Origin of the sequence: Burkholderia sp. THE68, assembly GCF_009938265.1 — a bacterium.
Lineage (GTDB): Bacteria > Pseudomonadota > Gammaproteobacteria > Burkholderiales > Burkholderiaceae > Caballeronia.
In genome coordinates this window covers 51,079-69,490 of record NZ_AP022317.1, presented here as the reverse complement: position 1 = coordinate 69,490, position 18,412 = coordinate 51,079, and the positions used below count along the sequence as shown (strand labels likewise).

General features: G+C 65.3%; 13 protein-coding genes and 1 pseudogene. 1 reads left to right on the top strand and 13 read right to left on the bottom strand.

Annotation, left to right across the window (positions count from 1 at the left end; all coding sequences use genetic code 11):
• Positions 1 to 14: 14 nt before the first annotated feature.
• On the bottom strand, positions 15 to 1,391 hold the full coding sequence (locus tag BTHE68_RS21570) for a uracil-xanthine permease family protein (RefSeq protein ID WP_162068366.1): 1,377 nt from the start codon (positions 1,389 to 1,391) through the stop codon (positions 15 to 17).
• A 266-nt stretch (positions 1,392 to 1,657) separates the two neighbouring features.
• On the opposite strand from BTHE68_RS21570, the gene BTHE68_RS21565 reads away from it, so the two are divergent.
• Positions 1,658 to 2,695 carry a LacI family DNA-binding transcriptional regulator gene (locus BTHE68_RS21565; protein WP_162068365.1) on the top strand — a complete coding sequence of 346 codons (1,038 nt, stop codon included), beginning with the start codon at positions 1,658 to 1,660 and terminating at the stop codon, positions 2,693 to 2,695.
• Positions 2,696 to 2,914: 219 nt separating this feature from the next.
• Here the strand turns inward: BTHE68_RS21565 and BTHE68_RS21560 are convergent, their stop codons facing one another.
• From BTHE68_RS21560 to BTHE68_RS21505, 12 genes and pseudogenes are all read right to left on the bottom strand, one after another.
• On the bottom strand, positions 2,915 to 4,009 hold the full coding sequence (locus BTHE68_RS21560; protein WP_162068364.1) for a branched-chain amino acid aminotransferase: 1,095 nt from the start codon (positions 4,007 to 4,009) through the stop codon (positions 2,915 to 2,917).
• 109 nt (positions 4,010 to 4,118) lie between these two features.
• Positions 4,119 to 5,273 (bottom strand): annotated as a pseudogene (locus BTHE68_RS21555) (2-isopropylmalate synthase); the annotation flags it as partial.
• 165 nt (positions 5,274 to 5,438) lie between these two features.
• A complete protein-coding gene (alr, locus tag BTHE68_RS21550) occupies positions 5,439 to 6,572 on the bottom strand; it encodes an alanine racemase (protein WP_162068362.1) in 1,134 nt (377 codons plus the stop codon).
• Positions 6,569 to 8,410, bottom strand: a complete 1,842-nt coding sequence (locus tag BTHE68_RS21545) for a hydantoinase B/oxoprolinase family protein (RefSeq protein ID WP_162068361.1) — start codon at positions 8,408 to 8,410, stop codon at positions 6,569 to 6,571. The genes alr and BTHE68_RS21545 overlap by 4 nt, the downstream gene beginning before the upstream one ends.
• Positions 8,407 to 10,518, bottom strand: a complete 2,112-nt coding sequence (locus tag BTHE68_RS21540; protein ID WP_162068360.1) for a hydantoinase/oxoprolinase family protein — start codon at positions 10,516 to 10,518, stop codon at positions 8,407 to 8,409. Before BTHE68_RS21540 ends, BTHE68_RS21545 begins: the two co-directional genes overlap by 4 nt.
• A 79-nt stretch (positions 10,519 to 10,597) precedes the next feature.
• A complete protein-coding gene (locus BTHE68_RS21535; RefSeq protein ID WP_162069124.1) occupies positions 10,598 to 11,746 on the bottom strand; it encodes a porin in 1,149 nt (382 codons plus the stop codon).
• 169 nt (positions 11,747 to 11,915) lie between these two features.
• On the bottom strand, positions 11,916 to 12,725 hold the full coding sequence (locus tag BTHE68_RS21530; RefSeq protein ID WP_162068359.1) for an ATP-binding cassette domain-containing protein: 810 nt from the start codon (positions 12,723 to 12,725) through the stop codon (positions 11,916 to 11,918).
• Positions 12,712 to 13,545 (bottom strand): ATP-binding cassette domain-containing protein, encoded by an 834-nt coding sequence (locus tag BTHE68_RS21525; RefSeq protein ID WP_162068358.1) that lies wholly within the window; start codon positions 13,543 to 13,545, stop codon positions 12,712 to 12,714. The genes BTHE68_RS21530 and BTHE68_RS21525 overlap by 14 nt, the downstream gene beginning before the upstream one ends.
• The gene (locus BTHE68_RS21520; protein ID WP_162068357.1) at positions 13,542 to 14,513 is read right to left on the bottom strand and encodes an ABC transporter permease; all 972 of its coding nucleotides are present in this window, start codon (positions 14,511 to 14,513) and stop codon (positions 13,542 to 13,544) included. Before BTHE68_RS21520 ends, BTHE68_RS21525 begins: the two co-directional genes overlap by 4 nt.
• Positions 14,510 to 15,445 (bottom strand): ABC transporter permease, encoded by a 936-nt coding sequence (locus BTHE68_RS21515; RefSeq protein ID WP_162068356.1) that lies wholly within the window; start codon positions 15,443 to 15,445, stop codon positions 14,510 to 14,512. The genes BTHE68_RS21520 and BTHE68_RS21515 overlap by 4 nt, the downstream gene beginning before the upstream one ends.
• A 10-nt stretch (positions 15,446 to 15,455) precedes the next feature.
• Entirely contained in the window at positions 15,456 to 16,994 is a 1,539-nt protein-coding gene (locus BTHE68_RS21510; protein ID WP_232078071.1) for an ABC transporter substrate-binding protein, read from the bottom strand.
• Positions 16,995 to 17,251: 257 nt separating this feature from the next.
• The gene (locus tag BTHE68_RS21505; protein ID WP_162068354.1) at positions 17,252 to 18,361 is read right to left on the bottom strand and encodes a LacI family DNA-binding transcriptional regulator; all 1,110 of its coding nucleotides are present in this window, start codon (positions 18,359 to 18,361) and stop codon (positions 17,252 to 17,254) included.
• Positions 18,362 to 18,412 lie beyond the last annotated feature (51 nt).

Genomic DNA, 18,412 nt, shown 5'->3' with positions numbered 1-18,412 from the left:
TCGGGTAAGAGAGTTCAGTGGCACGAGCGGTTGTCGTTGACGGCGGCTTCGAGATGGGCGACGGGATCGGCGGCCTCGCGAGTGCGCAAGTGAAAGTGCAGATGCACGAACAGCGCGTTGACGATCACCGCCGTCAGCGCGCCCATCGCGAGTCCGTTGCCGAGCACGATCTGCAGCGCCGACGGAAAGCGGCTGTACACGCCGGGCACGACGATCGGCAGCACGCCCATGGTCAGCGCGGCGGCGAGCGTGTACATGTTGGCGCGCGAGCGCAGGTCGATCTGGCGCAGCAGGTTGATGCCCATCACGCCGATGATCGAGAACACGATCAGCGCGGAGCCGCCGACCACCGGCGCGGGAATCGCGTTCGCGAGCCGGCCGAGCGGCGCGAGCAGCGCGATCACGACCAGCAGCACGCCAGCCGCCGCCGTGACGAAGCGCGAGCGGATGCCCGTCGCCTGCACGATGCCGATGTTCTCGCTGCTCGTGATGATCAGCGACGTGCCGAACAGGCCGCCGAGCACGGACATCGCCGCATCGCCGCGAATGGTCTTGGGCACCTCGGTCTGCGGATCGATCTCCTTGCCGACCACTTCCGCGATCGCGATGGTCTGGCCGGTGGCTTCGGCCATGGAGATCACGCTGAAGATGAGCAGCGGCAATGCCGCGAGCACGTCGAAGCGCGGCATGCCGAAGGGCAGCGGCGTCGGGACCGTGACGATCGGGCCGGACCAGACATCCGCGAAGCTCATGACGCCGAGCGCCCACGCGAGCGCCGCGCCTGCGAGCAGGCCGAGCAGCACGGCAAGCTGGCCGAGCATGCCCTTGAAAAGCTTCGCGAACAGCACGGTGAACGCGACGGTCGCGAGCGCCAGCCCAATGCCGAGCGGCGCGCCGAACTCGGCCGTGCCCGGCTTGCCGACGATCACGACGCCGTAGATCCGGATCAGATTGACGGCGACGAGAATCAGCATCGTGCCGATCACGATGCGCGGAAAGAACCGCAGGCAGCGCGCGAAGACCGGCAGCAACAGGAAGTAGACGAAGCCGGTGAGGATCGTCGCGCCGGCCGCGGTCTGCAGGTCGGTCTGCTGCGCGATGAGCACGAAGAGCACGACCGGCGCGCCGCCCGGCACCATGATGAACGGCAGGCGTGCGCCGAACTTCAGCGGCCCGAACGACTGCAGCAGCGTGCCGAGCCCGCACACGAGGAAGGTCGCGCTGATCAGATCGACGGTCAGCGCCGAAGATAGTCCGAGCGCCTTGGCGACCAGAAACACCGCCGTGATCGGCGAGGCCGCGACGACGAGCACGTGCTGGAGACCGAATAGAAAGAGTTTGGCGAGCGGCAGGCGCTCATCGACAGCGTGCACCGGCGGATTGTGGACCATGAGGGTTGACTCCTGTTTGCCGAGGAAACGACCGTTCGGTCGTTCTGCGTTTTCGCTCCCCAAATCGATTTGGGATCGCGATAAATAAAATGGGCGGATGCCCCAAATCGATTTGTGATCGTAGAATGGTGCGTCATTTATCGCTTGTCAAGTTAGGAAATCGACTAAGGGCGGCCGCCTCGTGAGCCGCCTCTCGTCATAGGAATATCCGCCGGAGAGCGTGAGAAAATCCGGCATCGCGAACCGAGCCACACGGAAGAATGAGCATGCAAAGCCCAGCGCCATCCAGACAGCGCCCGACGATTGCCGACGTGGCGCGCGCGGCCGGCGTCTCGACGACGACCGTCTCCCATGCGCTCAACGACAAGGGCTACGTCGACCCACACACGCGCGAACGCGTGAAGGAGGCGGCGCGCGCGCTCGGCTACCGCCCGAGCGTGCGCGCGCAGCGGCTGCGTACGGGCGAGGCGCATACCATCGCGCTCATCTCGTCGATGCCCTTCGAGATCGCCGGCGGCGCGTCGCGCCTCGGTTTTCTGATGGAAGTCGCCGCCGTCGCGGCCGCCGCAGCGCTCACGCGCGGACTCGCGCTCGTGCTGGTGCCGCCGGTGATGGCGGGCCGTCTTCCGCTGGAGCAACTCGATATCGACGGTGCGATCGTCATCGAGCCCACCGCCGACGACGCCAACGTCGCGCATCTGCGCGAGCGCGGCTTGCCCGTCGTGTGTCTCGGACGGCAGCCGGGCAGCGATGCGGTGCCTTATGTCGACATCCATTCATCCGCTACCACGCAGATGCTGCTCGAGCACTTGCGCGAACGGGGCTGCGAGCACATTGCGTTGCTCGTTGGCGCGCAGCAGCGAAATTCGTACATCGAGGCGCGCGCGAGCTACGAGCGCTTCTGCGAATTGCATGGCATGACGCCGCTGCTCGCGGCTGCGGATGAATCGGGCGGTGAAGACGCGGGAAGCGAGGCATGCGCCCGCATGATGGCGGCGCATCCCGAGATGGATGGACTGTGCGCGCTCGTAGACGCCTTCGCCGTGGGCGCGGTGCAGGCCATCGCGCAGAGCGGCAAGCACGTACCTCGTGACATCAAGGTGGTCACGCGCTACGACGGCACGCGCGCGCGCAGTTGCCGCCCTCCTCTCACCGCCGTCGATCTCCATCTGGACGATATGGCCTCGCAGGCGGTCGACCTGCTGTTCGCGCATCTCGGAGGCGCGGGTGCTGCGCGATGCGTGTCGCCGGCGTTGCCGGAACTCGTGATACGGGAGTCCTCGGGTGGAGTGGAAGCAGAGTAGATCGTCCGCCTGGAACGCTTGCGAGGACGAAATCCCGATCCTTCGACGGTTAGAATCTGCGTTTGCTCGCGGCGACCCTGAGCCCGCTTAGAAACTTCGATAAGCGTTGTTAGTCATCCGAATCGGCATTTGCGGACATTCCTCACGAGCAAAGTGCGCGACGCATGTCGCCACGCACCCGCGTCGAAGAGGACGAGCGCGATTCAGGCCCAATCGGCCTTATTCGATGCGATAAACCCATTCAAGCGGATCGGCGAGCCTGCCGCGCTGGATTCCGGTCAACTGCGTGCGGATGCGCTGTGTCACGGGTCCTTCTCCCCCGTTGCCGATCTGAAATTCTCCGGCGGCATGGCGAACCTCACCGACCGCGGTGACGACCGCAGCGGTTCCACAAGCGAATACCTCACGGACACGGCCGCTCGCGGCGTCTGCACGCCACGCGTCGAACGCATAAGCCGTTTCGTTGACTACGAGGCCTTCACGCCTGGCAAGCTCGATGATCGAAGCCCTGGTGATTCCCGGCAGAATCGTGCCGGACAGTGGCGGCGTCGTCAGAGAGCCATCGTCCATGACGAAGAAGAGATTCATCCCTCCCATCTCTTCGATCCATTTGTGCTCGGCGGCATCGAGAAAAACGACCTGGTCGCAACCTTTGGCCGCGGCCTCGGTCTGCGCGATCAGACTGGCAGCATAGTTGCCGCCGCATTTGGCCGAACCCGTTCCACCCGGCGCCGCGCGAGTGTATCGGTCGGACACCCAGACAGTAACCGACGACTTGCCTGCCTTGAAGTACGGGCCTACGGGGCAGGCGATGGCGCAGAACACGTATTCGTGTGACGCGCGCACACCGAGGAAGCTCTCGGAGGCAAACATGAACGGACGCAGATAGAGACTGCTGTCGCCACCAGGCACCCAGTCCCGGTCAACCTTGACGAGAGATTCCACCGCCTCGACAAAGAGCGCTTCCGGGAGATCGGCCATGGCAAGACGCGCAGCGGAGGCACGAAACCGCCTGGCATTCTCGAAGGGGCGGAACAGCGAGATCGAGCCGTCTTCGCCGCGGTACGCTTTCATGCCTTCAAAAATTTCCTGCGCATAATGCAACACGGCGCAAGCGGGATCGATCTGAAACGGCCGGCGAGGTTCGACCTTGGCATCGTGCCAGCCAAGCGTGTTGGTCCAGCGCATCGTCGCCATGTGATCGGTGAACACCCGACCGAACACGGGGTTTGAGATGCTCGCGACGATCTGTTCGTGCGGCGTCGGCGTTGCGCTTGGGGAAATGACAAACTGTGTAGGCATATCGGTATTCATACGTTCATGCGACCAATGGCGGAACGGGTCTCGTCAGACTCGCACGGCGACCCGCGAAGGATTGAAATGGAAGGCGTCGTCAGAGTTGCGAACGGGTTGTATCCGCCACCGTGTCTTGCCGCGACAAAGCGACGAGTGCGTCGTCGGACACGGTTGCTTCCTGATCGGCGAGCGCCTTGAATCGAACGAACGCTGCATTCAGTTCAGCTTCGCTGTCGATCTCGATTCCCAGCTCCTGCAACCGCTGCCTGAATGCATTTCGACCAGACAGTTTGCCGAGCACGATCCTGTTCGCGCTCCAGCCTACGTCTTCCGCGCGCATGATTTCGTAGGTGTCGCGCGCTTTCAGCACGCCGTCCTGGTGGATGCCCGATGCATGCGCGAACGCATTGGCGCCGACGACCGCCTTGTTAGGCTGCACCGTGAAGCCTGTGATCTCCGAAACCAGCCGCGAGGCTTCGACAATCTGAGTCGTGTCCACGCGCACATCAAGGCCGAAGACATCCCGTCGCGTCCTGACTGCCATCACGACTTCCTCGAGCGCCGTATTGCCCGCCCGCTCGCCAAGGCCGTTGATCGCACACTCGATCTGCCTGGCCCCGCCCGACTTGACGGCCGCAAGCGAGTTGGCCACGGCCAGGCCGAGATCATCGTGACAGTGGACCGAAAAGACCGCCCGGTCTGAATTGGGAATGCGTTCACGAAGCTCGCGGATCAACGCAGCGTAGCCATCCGGAACGGCATAGCCGACCGTATCGGGGACGTTGATGGTAGTCGCACCTTCGTCGATCACGCCTTCTATCACGCGACAGAGAAAGTCGAGGTCGGAGCGGCTCGCGTCTTCCGGCGAGAACTCGACGTCGTCGGTATGACCGCGCGCCAGACGCACTGCGCGCCGCGCCTGTTCACAGACCTGATCGGGCGACATGCGCAGCTTCTTTTCCATATGCAGCGCGGATGTGGCGATGAAGGTATGAATGCGGAATCGGCTGGCCGGCTTCAGTGCCTCGGCGGCTCGCGAAATGTCACGTTCGTTCGCCCGCGCCAGGGAACAGACGATGCTGTCCTTTACCTCGCTGGCGATCGCTCGAATCGCCTGGAAGTCGCCTTCGGAACTCGCGGCGAACCCTGCTTCGATCACATCGACGCGCATGCGCTCGAGTTGTCGGGCGATGCGCAGTTTTTCGTCTTTGGTCATCGAGGCACCCGGCGACTGTTCTCCATCGCGCAAGGTGGTGTCGAAAATGATGAGTCGGTCTGACATGCCAGTCTCCTGTGGGGAACGGCAATTGCGTTGATCAGGGAATGGGGGGTAACCCTTCCTGCCTGTCGCGACGCTGGATCACAGCGCCTGACCGCGCGATTATAGCTAACGATGACGCGGGAAAATCTAGGGTCAACCCGCATCGACCGGTCCGCATCTCCCGACTCAAGTCCGGGATATCTGAGGCAACATCCGAACGATCCGGGGCAGCAACTCCATCACCGGAATGCGGATCGCATCGGCCAGTTCGTCGATGCCGATGAACCCGCCGCCGTCCTCGCCGACGATCGTCACGACGCTGCCGACTCCGGCCTCGGGCAACGCGCTCAGATCGATCACCGTGTGTTGCAATGAGCGCCGCCCCATGATCGTCGCCTCGCGTCCGCCGATCAGCACGCGTCCGAACGGCGGCACGTGATTCAGCCCGTCCCCGAACCCGATCGGCACGACGCCAACGCGCATCGCGCGCTCGAGGCGAATGGGCGCCGCATAGCCGATACCGAGCGTCGATCCCTCCGGATGCTCCTGCACATGGATGATGCGTCCGCGAATGGCGCTGAGCATCGGGCGCAACGGCACACGCGCCATCCATTCGGCATCGAGCGCGCCGTAGAGCAGCCGTCCCGGATCGACCGCGCTGTAACGCAGCGCCGGATGCGCGATCATCACGCGCGAACTCGCGAGCATCGTCTCCAGATTGCGGAAACCAGCAGAATGCGCATCGGCGAGCGCGGCATCGAAAACGCCCGCCTGGCGCGCGGTGATCGCCTCGTCGCCGGGCGAACTCAGGTGCGTGTAGACACCCTTCAGGCGAACGGTCGACTGCTGCGCGAGCACGGCGAACGCTTCTACCCATTGCGACGCGAGAAAACCGAAACGGCCGAAGCCCGGATCGATCTCGATGAACGCATCGACCGGAACGCCCGCCGCCACGAACGCGCGCAGGCTCTCCATGCTCTGGATCGTGACGATCAGGCCGAGCGACGCGACGCGCACCGCGTTCTCCGGCAGCGTCGATGCGAACAGCAGGATGTCGCGCGTGACGCCTGCCGCGCGGATCGCCATCCCTTCTTCCGGACTGCCGACACACAAACCATCGACACCGGCGGCGTCGGCGAGGCGCGCGACCTTCGCCGCGCCGAAGCCGAAGCCATCGCCCTTGCAGACGAACCAGATCTTCGCGTCGCCCGCAAGCTTGCGCGCCACCGTGAGATTCGCGGCGATCGCGCCTTCGTCGATCTCCACCCACGCGGGACGCAGCAGACGGTATTCGCGCAGGTCGTCGGCGCATGCGTTCATGTCCGCACCTCGCCGGTCCGGACAGACAGCGCTTCCTGCAGGCCGTTCGATTCGGCGAAGACCCGGTCCTGCCGTGCGCGCAGTTCATCGGCGGGCAATTGCGCGAGCGCGGCGCGTGCCGCTTCGGTCGCGACAGGATCGATCTCGCCTCCGTCGATGGCCACGCCGTAAAGATCGCGCGCCATGCGCCCGGAGATCAGTCCGTCGAGCACATCCTCCAGGACCGCCTGCGGCTCGCGCTCCCAAGGCGGACCGTAGCCTGCGCCGCCCGCCGCGATATGACAGACCCGGTCGTCGCGCCCGAGCGCGATGACCGAGCTTGGCATGCTCGGCAGCAGCATGGATTCGCCGTCGCGCGTGAGCAGATTGAACGACGGGGAGCCGTCCAGTCCGCCGTGCGAACCTGCCGGCCGGTGAGCGCGCCGGTCCGAGCGCAAGCCCAGCGACGCGCTTTCCGCCCGCAGCGCATACGTGCGGCGCATCGCGAGTCCGCCGCGATGCTTGCCCGCACCGCCCGAGTCCGGCACGAAACCATAATCCGTGATGACGACGGGCAAACGCGCCTCGATCAGTTCGACCGGCTGATTCGACAGATTGCCGAGCGGATTGGCGATGCCCTCGCTGCCGTCGCACCGCGCGCTTGCGCCCCAGCTGCCAAGGATGCCGTCCGTGATCAGCCAGTTGCCCGCCGCGCCGCGTCCCGAGATCGACACCACCGATGGACCGCCTTCGCCAAGCGCGGGCATCGCATCGGGCACGATCTGCGCAAACGCGCCTTGCAGCACGTCGAACATGCGATACGCCATGATGCCGCGCGCAGCGCACGCCGCGGGCTCCAGCGGATTGACGATCGAGCCCGGCTCGGCGAACACATGCACCGGGCGCGAGAAGCCCTCGCAATTCGGCACGTCTACGCCGATCGCGCAGCGCACCGCCGCGTACGCGACCGATTGCGTCGTCGCGAACGGTCCGTTGATCGCGCCGGCGACCTGTGCATCGGTGCCGCTCCAGTCGATCGTCACTTCGTCGCCGGCGATCGTCACCCTGACGCGAAAGCGGATCGGCTGCGGCCGGTCGCCCAGGCCGTCGATGAAGTCGTCATAACAGTATTCGCCGTTGGGCATCGCGGCGATCGCCTGGCGCGTCAGCCGGTCGGCATAGTCGTGCAGCGCATCGACGAGCCGGGCGAAGCCATCGGCACCGTATTTCTCGATCAGTTGCGCGAGCCCGCGCGCGCCCGCGCGGCACGACGCGACCTGCGCGCGCAGATCTCCGCGCAGTTGATCGGGCATGCGCGAATTGATTTCGAGCAGCGCGATCAGCGTGTGATTCGGCTCGCCCGCATCGAAGAGCTTGAGCAGCGGAATGCGCAAGCCTTCCTGAAAGATCTCGGTCGCGCCGATCGCCATGCTGCCCGGCGCCATGCCGCCGATATCGGCGTGATGCACGATCGTCGCCACGTAGCCTTCGATGTTTCCGCCGAAGAACACGGGCTGAATCAGATACACGTCGGGAAGATGCATGCCGCCCGAGGTGTACGGATCGTTCATCACATAGACATCGCCCGGCTGGCCGCTTGCGCCGAAGCGCTCGATCACGTTGCGCATCGCCGCGGGAAACGCGCCGAGGTGGATCGGCAGCGTGAGACCTTGCGCGATCACGCGGCCTTGCCGGTCGAAGACGGCGGTGGAGAAGTCCATCGAGTCGCGCACGATCGGCGAATAGGCCGAGCGCAGCACGACGAGCGCCATCTCGTCCGCCACCGAGCCGAGCGCATTCTTGACGATTTCGAGGGTGATGGCGTCGTCCGAAGACGGCGTGTGCGTGGCGGATGTCATGTGTTGTCTCCCAGCGTGATGACGATGTTTTCATGCGCGTCGACACGGGCGCGCGCGCCTGGCGGCACGACGCAGGTCGAGTCGTATTCCTCGACGATCACCGGCCCGTCGAGCGGCCCGGCGCGCAGCGTCGCGCGCGAGATGACCGGTGTATCGACGAAACCGTGCGCCGGACCGAAGTACGCGCGCCGCATCACACGCGTCCCCGCGTCGGCGCGGGCGCCTCCCGCGCGCCGCGCGTCGTACACGCGCGAGCGCTCCGACTTCAGGCTGCCGAGCACGCGCAGATTGACGAGCTCGACAACATCTTCCTGCGATGCATGACCGTATGTACGCTCGTGCTCCGCGTGAAAGGCGCGCTTCACTTCTGCGATATCGACGGCCCCGCCCGATCGCCACGCGAGCGGCACGGCGAGTTCATACGCCTGCCCCGCGTAACGCAGATCGAGCGAGCAGCGCAACTCGATGTCATCGCGCGCAAGACCTTCTTCGATCATCTCGGCACGGGCGCGCGCTGCCAGATCTTCGAGCGCATCGCAGAGCGGCGCTGCGGCGTCGGTGTCGACCCGGCGGAACATCGTCTGCATGAATTCATGCTGCGTCGTCGAGAACAGCAGGCCGAGCGCGCTGAACACGCCGGGACTCGGCGGAACGATCACTGTGCGCATGTCGAGCAGCGCGGCGATCGCGTGCACGATGATCGGCCCGTTGCCGCCGAACGCGAACAGCGCGAAGTCGCGCGGGTCGCGGCCGCGATACGTCGATACGGCTTTCACCGCGCGCGTCATCGTCGATGCGGCGATCGAGAACACGCCGTAGGCGGCTTCGTGCAATTCCGTGTTCGTCGGTTCGGCCACGTGCGCGCGCATCGCATCGCACGCTTTCGCGTGGTCGATGCGCAGCTCGCCGCCCGCCAGATAGCGCGGATTCAGATAGCCAAGCGCGAGAACCGCGTCGGTGAGCGTGGGCGTCGTGCCGCCGGCATCGTAGGCAACCGGACCGGGCACGGAACCGGCCGAGTCCGGCCCGACCTTCACGAGGCCGCCTGCGTCGATGCGCACCATGCTGCCGCCGCCCGCGCCGATCTCCGACACATCGATGAACGGCAGCTTCACCGCATGGCCGCCGCCCTTCACGAGCTTGCTGCTCAGGTTGATGCCCGCGCCGACTTCATATTCCGTCGTGCGCGCCGGTTCGCCGCCCTCGATGATCGCGGCCTTCGCGGTCGTGCCGCCCATATCGACGGTGATGCAGTCGGCATATCCCGACGCCGAGGCCACCGATGCCCCCGCGATCACGCCCGCCGCCGGACCGGATTCGATGATCGCCGCCGGTTTCTGCATGACGGCCGCCGCGCTCATCACGCCGCCATTCGAATGCATGATCTGCACCGGCCCGCGCATGCCGACATCGCGCAGTCTCGCGATCAATGAGTGCAGATAGCTCACCACGACGGGTCCGAGATACGCGTTCACCACGGTCGTGCTGGTGCGCTCGTATTCGCGGATCTCCGGAAGAATCTCGTGCGAGCACGTCAGATACACGCGCTCGCCGAGCACACGGCGCAACAGTTCGCGAACGCGGATCTCGTGCTCCGGATTCGCATAGGCGTGCAGCAGGCTGATCGCGACCGATTCGATGTCCTGCGCCGCGATCCGTTCGGCCACCGCGATGACCTCGGCATCGTCGAGCGCCTTGGCGACGGAGCCGTCGGCATTCAGACGCTCGTCGACTTCATGGCGATGACGGCGCTTCGCCAGCGGCGCGGGCTTGCGATACGCGAGGTTGTAGAGCATCGGCACGCGCAGGCGACCGATCTCGACCACATCGCGGAAGCCGCGCGTCGTCACCAGCGCCGTGCGCGCGCCCTTGCCTTCCAGCACCGTGTTGGTGGCGATGGTCGTCGCGTGCACCAGCTCGGTCACCTGACGCGGCGTCGCGCCGAGCGACGCAAGCAGCGCCTCCAGTCCTGTCACGATCGCCACGCCGTAGTCCTGTGGCGTGGACGACACCTTCTTCGTGTGCACCACGCCCAGATCGTCGATGACGACGATATCGGTGAACGTCCCGCCGATATCCACGCCTGCCCGATAAAGTCTTTCTGACATGCTCACCGCCTCTTCATGTTCGACGCCGCCAAAGGCGCGTCAGTGAATCGATTCATCAAAAGCATCAAAAAAAAGCCGCTCAGAACTTGTGCACGAAGCCGATGCTCGCCACCGCCTGATTCTTCGACGACGACGGACTCATGGTCTGGACCTGCGAAGCCAGCGTGCCGTCCGACGTCGCCGGCAGCGGACCGCCGACCGGACGCGGAAATGCCCCGCCGCCGGCTCGCAACCAGATCACTTCCAGATAGACCGACGTGCGCTTCGACAGGAACTGGTCGACGAGCAGGTTCACCTGGTGCCAGTGCACCTGCGCGGGCCCATCTGAGCCGCCGGTGATGTTGTCGCTCGTGTAGGTGTACGCCGCGCCGACGATGAGCGAGGGCGTGATCGTGTAGCGCACGTTCGCTTCGTAGTTGTTGAAGCGATAGTTGATGCCGCTCGTGAGCGACGTGCCCACGTTGTTGTAGATCGCGTTGCTGTACATCAGGCTGAACTTCGCGGGCCCGAATATGTATGACGCGCCGATGCCCGCGATCTGCTCGCGCTTCGAGGTGATCGGCGCGTCGCAGCAGGTGATCGCGCCGCCCGTGTTGACCGTCGGCGTGGTGTTGACGCCGGGCCTGTCGTAGAGCGAATAAGCCGCCGCGATCGAGAACGGTCCCTGCGTATAGATGCTGCCGACCGACCACATGCGATTGTTCGAGAAGTCGCCGGCCGCGTTGCTGAACGCGTACATCGCGATGCCGGTGAAGCCGTGAAAATTCGGCGAGGTGTACTTCACCGAGTTGTTCACGCGCAGGTAGTTGTCGGTGTTGTCGTTGTCGTAGGGATGCGAGAACATCACGCCGCCCCACGCGCCGTTGGACGTCATCGTCTGCAGCGTGCCGACGATGGCGTCGTACTGGCGCCCGAAGGTCAGCGTGCCGTACTGCGCGTTGGCCACGCCCATGTACGCCTGACGCCCGAACATGCGGTTGTTCTGGCCGAGCGCCCCGTTGACGGGATTGAAGCCGTTCTCCAGCGTGAAGATCGCCTGGGTTCCGCCGCCCAGATCTTCCGCACCTTTCAGGCCCCAGCGGCTGCCGTACTCGCCGTTGCCCGTCAGTTGCACGGCGTGATGGCCGCCCTGATTCGACGACCACGTCAGCGCCTCGTTGATGACGCCATACAGCGTGACGGAACTTTGCGCGTGGGCCGCACAACTCGCGCCCGCGAGCGCGAGCATGCCGAGCGATCTGATCTTCACTGCTTCTCTCCAGACTGGCGTCGCCGATGCTCCGGTCGTGGCGACGATTGATGTTCGCGAATGAATCGATTCATTTGGTGCGGATACTCATGCAGTCCACCGAATGTCCGGGCTTCGTTTCAGTCGCGTAGTGGGTTTGTTGCGCCGCTCACGAGGCCGCGTGCTGTCCTGCAAGTCCTCGGGGAATCGCAGCAAGCAGTTCCGCCGTGTAGCGTTCGCGCGGCGCATGCAGCACCTGGCTTGCGTTGCCGATTTCCACGAGCCGACCTGTCTGCATGACGGCGACGCGCTCGCACAGTTCACCGACGAGCGCGAGATCGTGGCTGATGACCACGAGCGTCACACCCGCCGTGCGATGCAGCTCGCGCAGCAAGCGGATGATCTCCGCCTGAATCGACACGTCGAGCGCGGAGGTCGGCTCGTCGGCGACGAGCAGCGTCGGCCGACGCGCCAGCGCTCGCGCGATGCCGACGCGCTGCCGCTGCCCGCCCGACAACTGATGCGGCAGGCGCGCGAGCACCGTGCGCGGCAGGCGCACCATGTCGAGCAGATCGGAAATCGGCACGCCGTCGCGGCCGATGGCTTCGGCGAGCGACGTGGCGACCGTCTTGCGCGGATTGAGCGAGTTCATCGTGCTCTGGAATACCATCTGCACCTGCTTGCGGAACGCGGCGAGGTCGTCGCCCGCGAGTTGCGAGATGGATCGCCCTTTGAACTCGATATCGCCGCCAGTCGGTTCGATGAGGCGCACCATCATGCGCGCGACGGTCGACTTGCCGCTGCCGCTCTCGCCGACGATCGCGAGCGACTCGCCCGCTGCGAGGTCGAACGAGAGCCCGGCTACGGCGTGAAAGTGCTCGCGCCTCAAGAGGCGCGCGAGCGCGGAGCGCCCCAGCGCATACGACTTGCCCACATCGGACAAACGAAGCAGCGGCACGGCGCGATCAGATTGCAGCATGATTGCGGCCCTCCCCGGTCATGGCCTCGCGCGGCAAACGCGGAATGCTGTCGATCAGCTGGCGCGTGTACGCATGCGCCGGCTGCATGAAAAGTTGCGCGACTTCGCCGTGCTCCACGACCTCGCCATGACGCAGCACGACGGCGCGCGAACACAGCTCCGCCATCAGGTCGAGGTTGTGCGTGATGAAGACGAGGCCCATGTTCAGCTCGCGCACCAGCGAGCGCAGCAACGCGACGATCTGCGCCTGCACGGTGACGTCGAGGGCGGTGGTCGGTTCGTCGGCGATCAGGAGCGAGGGCTCGCAGACGATTGCCGCCGCGATCAGCGCGCGCTGCTTCATGCCGCCGCTCAGTTCGTGCGGATAGGCACGCGCCGCGCGACGCGGATCCCTGAAGCCGACACGCGCCAGGATGTCTTCGATCTCACCCGCAAGCGCGCGGCCACGCACCGGCCGATGCGCGCGGATCACATCGGCGATCTGCGTGCCGATCGTGAATGCGGGATTGAGCGCGGTGCCCGGGTCCTGGAAGATCATCGACAGACGCTTGCCGCGTAATTCGCGCAGATGCGCTTCGCCGGCCTGCGCGAGGTCTTCGCCTTCGAAGAAAATGCGCCCGCCGGTCACGTGCCCGCCCGAACCGAGCAGGCCGAGCACGGCAAGCGACGCCACGCTCTTGCCCGAACCCGACTCGCCGACAAGGCCAACTGCCTCGCCGGCGCTCACTGTCAGGTCGAGACCGTGCAGCACTTCGAGCGCATCGCGGCCGTGCCCGTAAGCGACCCGCAGCCCTTCCACCGATAGCAGTTCGCTCTTCATGCCGCACCTCCCTGCGTCGCGTCGGCCACGCGGCGACGACGCCTCGGATCGAGGATCGTGCGCATGCCGTCGCCGACGAGATTGAACGCCAGCACGCTCGCGAACACCGCCGCGCCGGGAAAGATCGAGACCCACCAGAAGTCGGTGAAGATCAGCGCGCGCGAGTCGGAGAGCATCGCGCCCCAGCTCGGCGTCGGCGGCTGCACGCCCAGTCCTATAAAACTCAACGACGCCTCGACGATGATCGTCACGCCGAGCAGCAGCGTCGCCTGCACGAGCACAGGCGAGATGATGTTCGGCAGCACGTCGGAGAGCACGATGCGCGTTGCGCTCGCGCCCTGAAGACGCCGCGCCGCGACGTATTCCGCCTGCACCTCGGCCCGCGCCAGACCATACGTGAGACGAGCGAGACCCGGCGCGTAGAGCACGCCGATCAGCAACACGAGCTTCGTCTCGTTGGAGAGCGCGATGCCCGCGACATGAATCGTGTCCGTTCCCGTGATGCCGACGAGTGCGATCGCCCAGATGAGCAGCGGAATCGACGCGAGCACTTCCATCGTTTTCATCAGCAGTTCGTCGGTCCATGTGCCCGCCTTGTAGCCCGCGATCAGACCGATGGCCGTGCCGAGCACCACGCCGATCGCGACCGCCGCGAGCCCGATGGCAAGCGATGCCCGCGCGCCCCAGATCACGCGGCTCAGCATGTCGCGTCCGACCTGGTCCGTGCCGAGCCAGAACTCCGCGCCCGGCGCCTGCAAGCGATGGTCGATATAGAGCTTCAACGGATCTTTGAGCGGCAGGATCGGCGCACACAGCGCGACGCCGAGCAGCACGACGATCAACACGAGCCCGACCGCACCGGTCGGCTCGCGCATCAGGGCACGCACGAAGCGGCCCGCGCTGCGCGCGGTGGCGGTCATCGCGGAAGGCCGTTCGGGCACGGCAGGCAAGGAGGAATCGGCCATCATTTGCGTTTCACCTTCGGATCGAGAACGCCCTGCACGAGATCTGCGCAGCCGTTCGACACAATGAAAATCGTCGTGATCACTAGCACGATCGCCTGGACGGCGGGATAGTCGCGCTGGAAGATCGCCGCCAGGAGCGCGCGCGACACGCCCGGCAAGTTGAAGATCTGCTCGACGATGAGCGCCCAGCCGAACATGTAGCCGTAGCTCATCGCGGCCGTGCTCACGAGCGACGGCAACGCGTTCTTCAATGCATAGACGAGGATGCGTCCGCGCGGCAGTCCGAGCGCGCGCGCCGTGCGGATGTAGTCCTGCGAGAGCGCATCGACCATGTTCGTGCGCACGAGACGGCTCAGCACCGCGATGTAATAGACCGACATCGTCAGCACCGGCAGTATCAGCGAGCCGAGGTGCGCGCCGATGCCGTCGGCCCACGGCGCGAGTCCGCCGACCGGCAGCCAGCCCGTCTTGAGCGCGACATAGCGAATCAGCAGCAGGCCGAGCCAGAACGAAGGTATCGACAGTCCGACGATCGCCGCGATCCGCAGGACATGATCGGCGGTGCCGTCTTCTTTCAATGCCGCGATCGTGCCGAGCAAGATCGACATGACGAGCGTCAGCACGAACGACAGCGTGACCAGCTCGACGGTGCCCGGCAACGTATCGGCGATCTCCGGCCCGATGTCGTTGCCCGATACATACGAGTGCCCGAAATCGAGCGTCGCGGCGTGCGTGAGCCATGCCCCGTATTGCGCGACGACCGGCCTGTCGAGCCCGTGTTGACGGTTGAACGATGCGATCTGATCGGCGCTCGCGTCGCTGCCCAGCGTGAGGCGCGCGGGTGAAACGGGCGTCGCGCGGCACATCGCGAAGAGCAGCGCGCTCACGACGACGAGCAGCATCAGCGAGGACAGCAGCCTGGAGAAGATTCTCATCGCATATCCCTCATGCCCGCCCGACGGACACGCCGCCGAGTGCGAGCGAGAAGCCCGTGTTCACTTCGAAACCCTTCACTTCGCTGCGCCATAGGTTCTGAACTTCCAGTGCGCCGATCCAGACCGCAGGCGCATCGCGCGCGATCGTCTGCTGCATATTCGCGAGCAGCGCCTTGAGTTCGGCGGGTTCGTCCGCGCCGTAACTCTTGTCGATCAGATCGACGAAAGCGGGATTGTCGTAGCCGGTCGCTTTCCATAGGCTCTCGGTCGGACGGAACAGCGCGTTCAGAAGGTACGTCGCTTCCGGCGGCGCGATGAAACCCGTCAGCACCGCCTGATGATTCCCGACCATCGCCTGCGAAATCATCTGGCCGAAGTCGAGCGGCCGAAGATTGGCGCGCACGCCGATCGACGCGAGCTGCGACTGCATGAAGAGCGCAGTGGTCGAGGTATCGATCAGATACGCGGGCTGCACGTACAACAGATCGAACGACGCGCCCGTCGCGTATTTCGAGCGCGCGAGCGCGGCGCGGGCCTTCGCCAGATCGAAATCGAGGCTCGCGGCGCTGGCTGCGTCGTACCACGGCGAATCCGGCGCGAACGGCATGCTGCTCGCCTTGACCGCGCCGTAGCACAGGTCGCGGCAGATTTTCACTCGGTCGATCACGAGTGAGACGGCCTGACGAAACGCGGGATCGTCGAACGGCGCCTTGCGCGTGTTGAGGCACAGCATCAGCGGACTCGTCGGCGACGGCCTGCTGTCACCCGCGATGCCCGGCGAGCGCCGAATCTGCCCGAAAAGCTGCGCGGGTGGCGCGCTGATGACCTGCGTCTGCATCGACATCAACGAAGCGAGCCGCGACGACTCCTCTGGAATGATGCGGAACATCACGCGCTCCCATTGCGGCTCGCCGCGACGCCAGTAATTCGGGTTGCGGCGCAGTTCGACGAAGTCGTTCGCCCGCGACTGCACGAAAATCCCCGGCCCCGTGCCGACGCCCACGGGCGCATGCCGGAAGAAGTCGCCCGGGTGCTGCTCGCGGCTGCCTGTCGGAAAGATGCCCATGTACTTCGACATGTAGTCGAGCAATGGCCGATACGGCCGCTTCAGGCGAATCACGACGGTGTTCGCGTCCGGCGCCGTCACCGCATCGATGACGGTCCAGAACGGGCGGCGGAAAGCCTTGTGCGCGGGATCGAGCACGTAATCGAAGCTGTATTTCACATCGGCGGACGAAAACGGCTGGCCGTTCTGAAAGGTCACCCCGCGCTCCAGATCGAACCGATACGTCAGACGGTCGGGCGAGACGGTCCATGCGCGCGCCAGTTGGGGCACGCGCTGGCCGTGGGCATCGATGCCGACCAGATTCTCGAAGATCAGCTGGTTGATCGCCATCACGTCGTGATTCGGCTGATTGATCGGATCGAGCGTCTGCGGATTGCTCGGGATCGCGACCGTCAGCACGCCGCCCTGCGCCGCCAGTGCCCGCTGGCCGAAAGCGAGCGGCAGCGACCAGCCCGCGAGCCCCGCTGCGCCCATTCGAAGCATCTGTCTTCGGGTTCTGTCGAAACTCATTGTTGTCCTTTGTGTCCCCGTTCTGACATTCGTGAATCGATTCACTAACAATACGAACCTGATACTTACACGTCAACCAATCAAAAATGAGGAACGCCGGAAATGCGATTCCAGCCGGCGAAATGCGATGAAAATCTGCCGCGCGCCCTTCGTTTGCCCCTTCGGTGAATCGATTCACGAAAGATCGCCGATCTGAAACACGCTGTCAAATCGGGTTGACCCTGAGAGGCTCAGCCGGGCTGAACGGTCCGCGCCCGGCGGCGACCCGGCGTGGCGGCCGCAACCGGCGGCGCGGCGCACGATTCGCGGATGATCATGCGCATCGGATGCCGCGACCGCCGGATGCCGGGCGGCGCGGTGCCGTCGAGCAGTTGCAGCATGAGGTCCGCCGCTTCCCTGCCGATGTCGCGCGGCTCCTGCGTCACGACGGTCAGCGCCGGCGCGCAGAGGCTCGCGTACTGATGATCGCCGACCGACACGACCGAGAAATCGCGCGGCACGCTCAGGCCGAGCTCGCGGGCGATCTGCAGCACCAGTGCGGCGTCGTTGAGCGGAGCGACCATCGCGGTCGGCCGCGACGGCCCCGCGAGTAGCGCGTGACAGGCGGCTTCGTCGAAGGCGTCGGTCCGTCGGATGAGCGCGGGATCCACTGCGATGCCGGCGGCTTCGCACTCGACGGTGTACCCACGCACCATCTCCCGCCCGACCCACGTGTGCTCGTGGCCCGCAACCAGCCCGATCCGCCTGTGTCCGAGCGACGCCAGATAACGCACGGCCTGACGGCATCCGTCGGCGTGATCGGTGAGCACCGAATGGAACTGGCCTTGCGCATCGCGCTCCCACAGCACGACGGGCATGTTCAGCGTATGGAGGATGTTGTAGTACGAGGGCGTCTCGTCATCGGAGATCACGCCGATCAGGCCGTCGAGGCGACGCTGGCGCAGGCTTTCGAGAAAGGCGCGCTCGCGCTCCAGGTCGTAGTGCGAATTGGCGATGAGAATCTCGTAGCCGCGCTCGCGCAAGCGAGTTTCGGCGGCGCTTACCATCTGCGCCGCCGTATGCTGTGCGATATCCGAGATCAGGCACGCGATCGCTTTCGAGCTCCCGCTGCGCATGCTGCGCGCCACCGCATTCGGCACGAAATTCAGCCGTGCGACCGCTCTCGTCACGGCCTCGCGGATTTCCGGGGCGACGTTGTCGCGCCCGTTGAGTACGCGCGATACCGAGCCCACGGAAACCTTTGCGAGACGCGCGACGTCCTGGACGGTCGGCGACCCTTGTGACGACTTGCGGCTGCGCGTGGAAGGCGGTGCGGACCCTGGTGTTTTCAGCTTCGGCATAGGCACTGATCGGCATCGACGAAAGTTTCGAATCGCAAATGGTGAATCGAT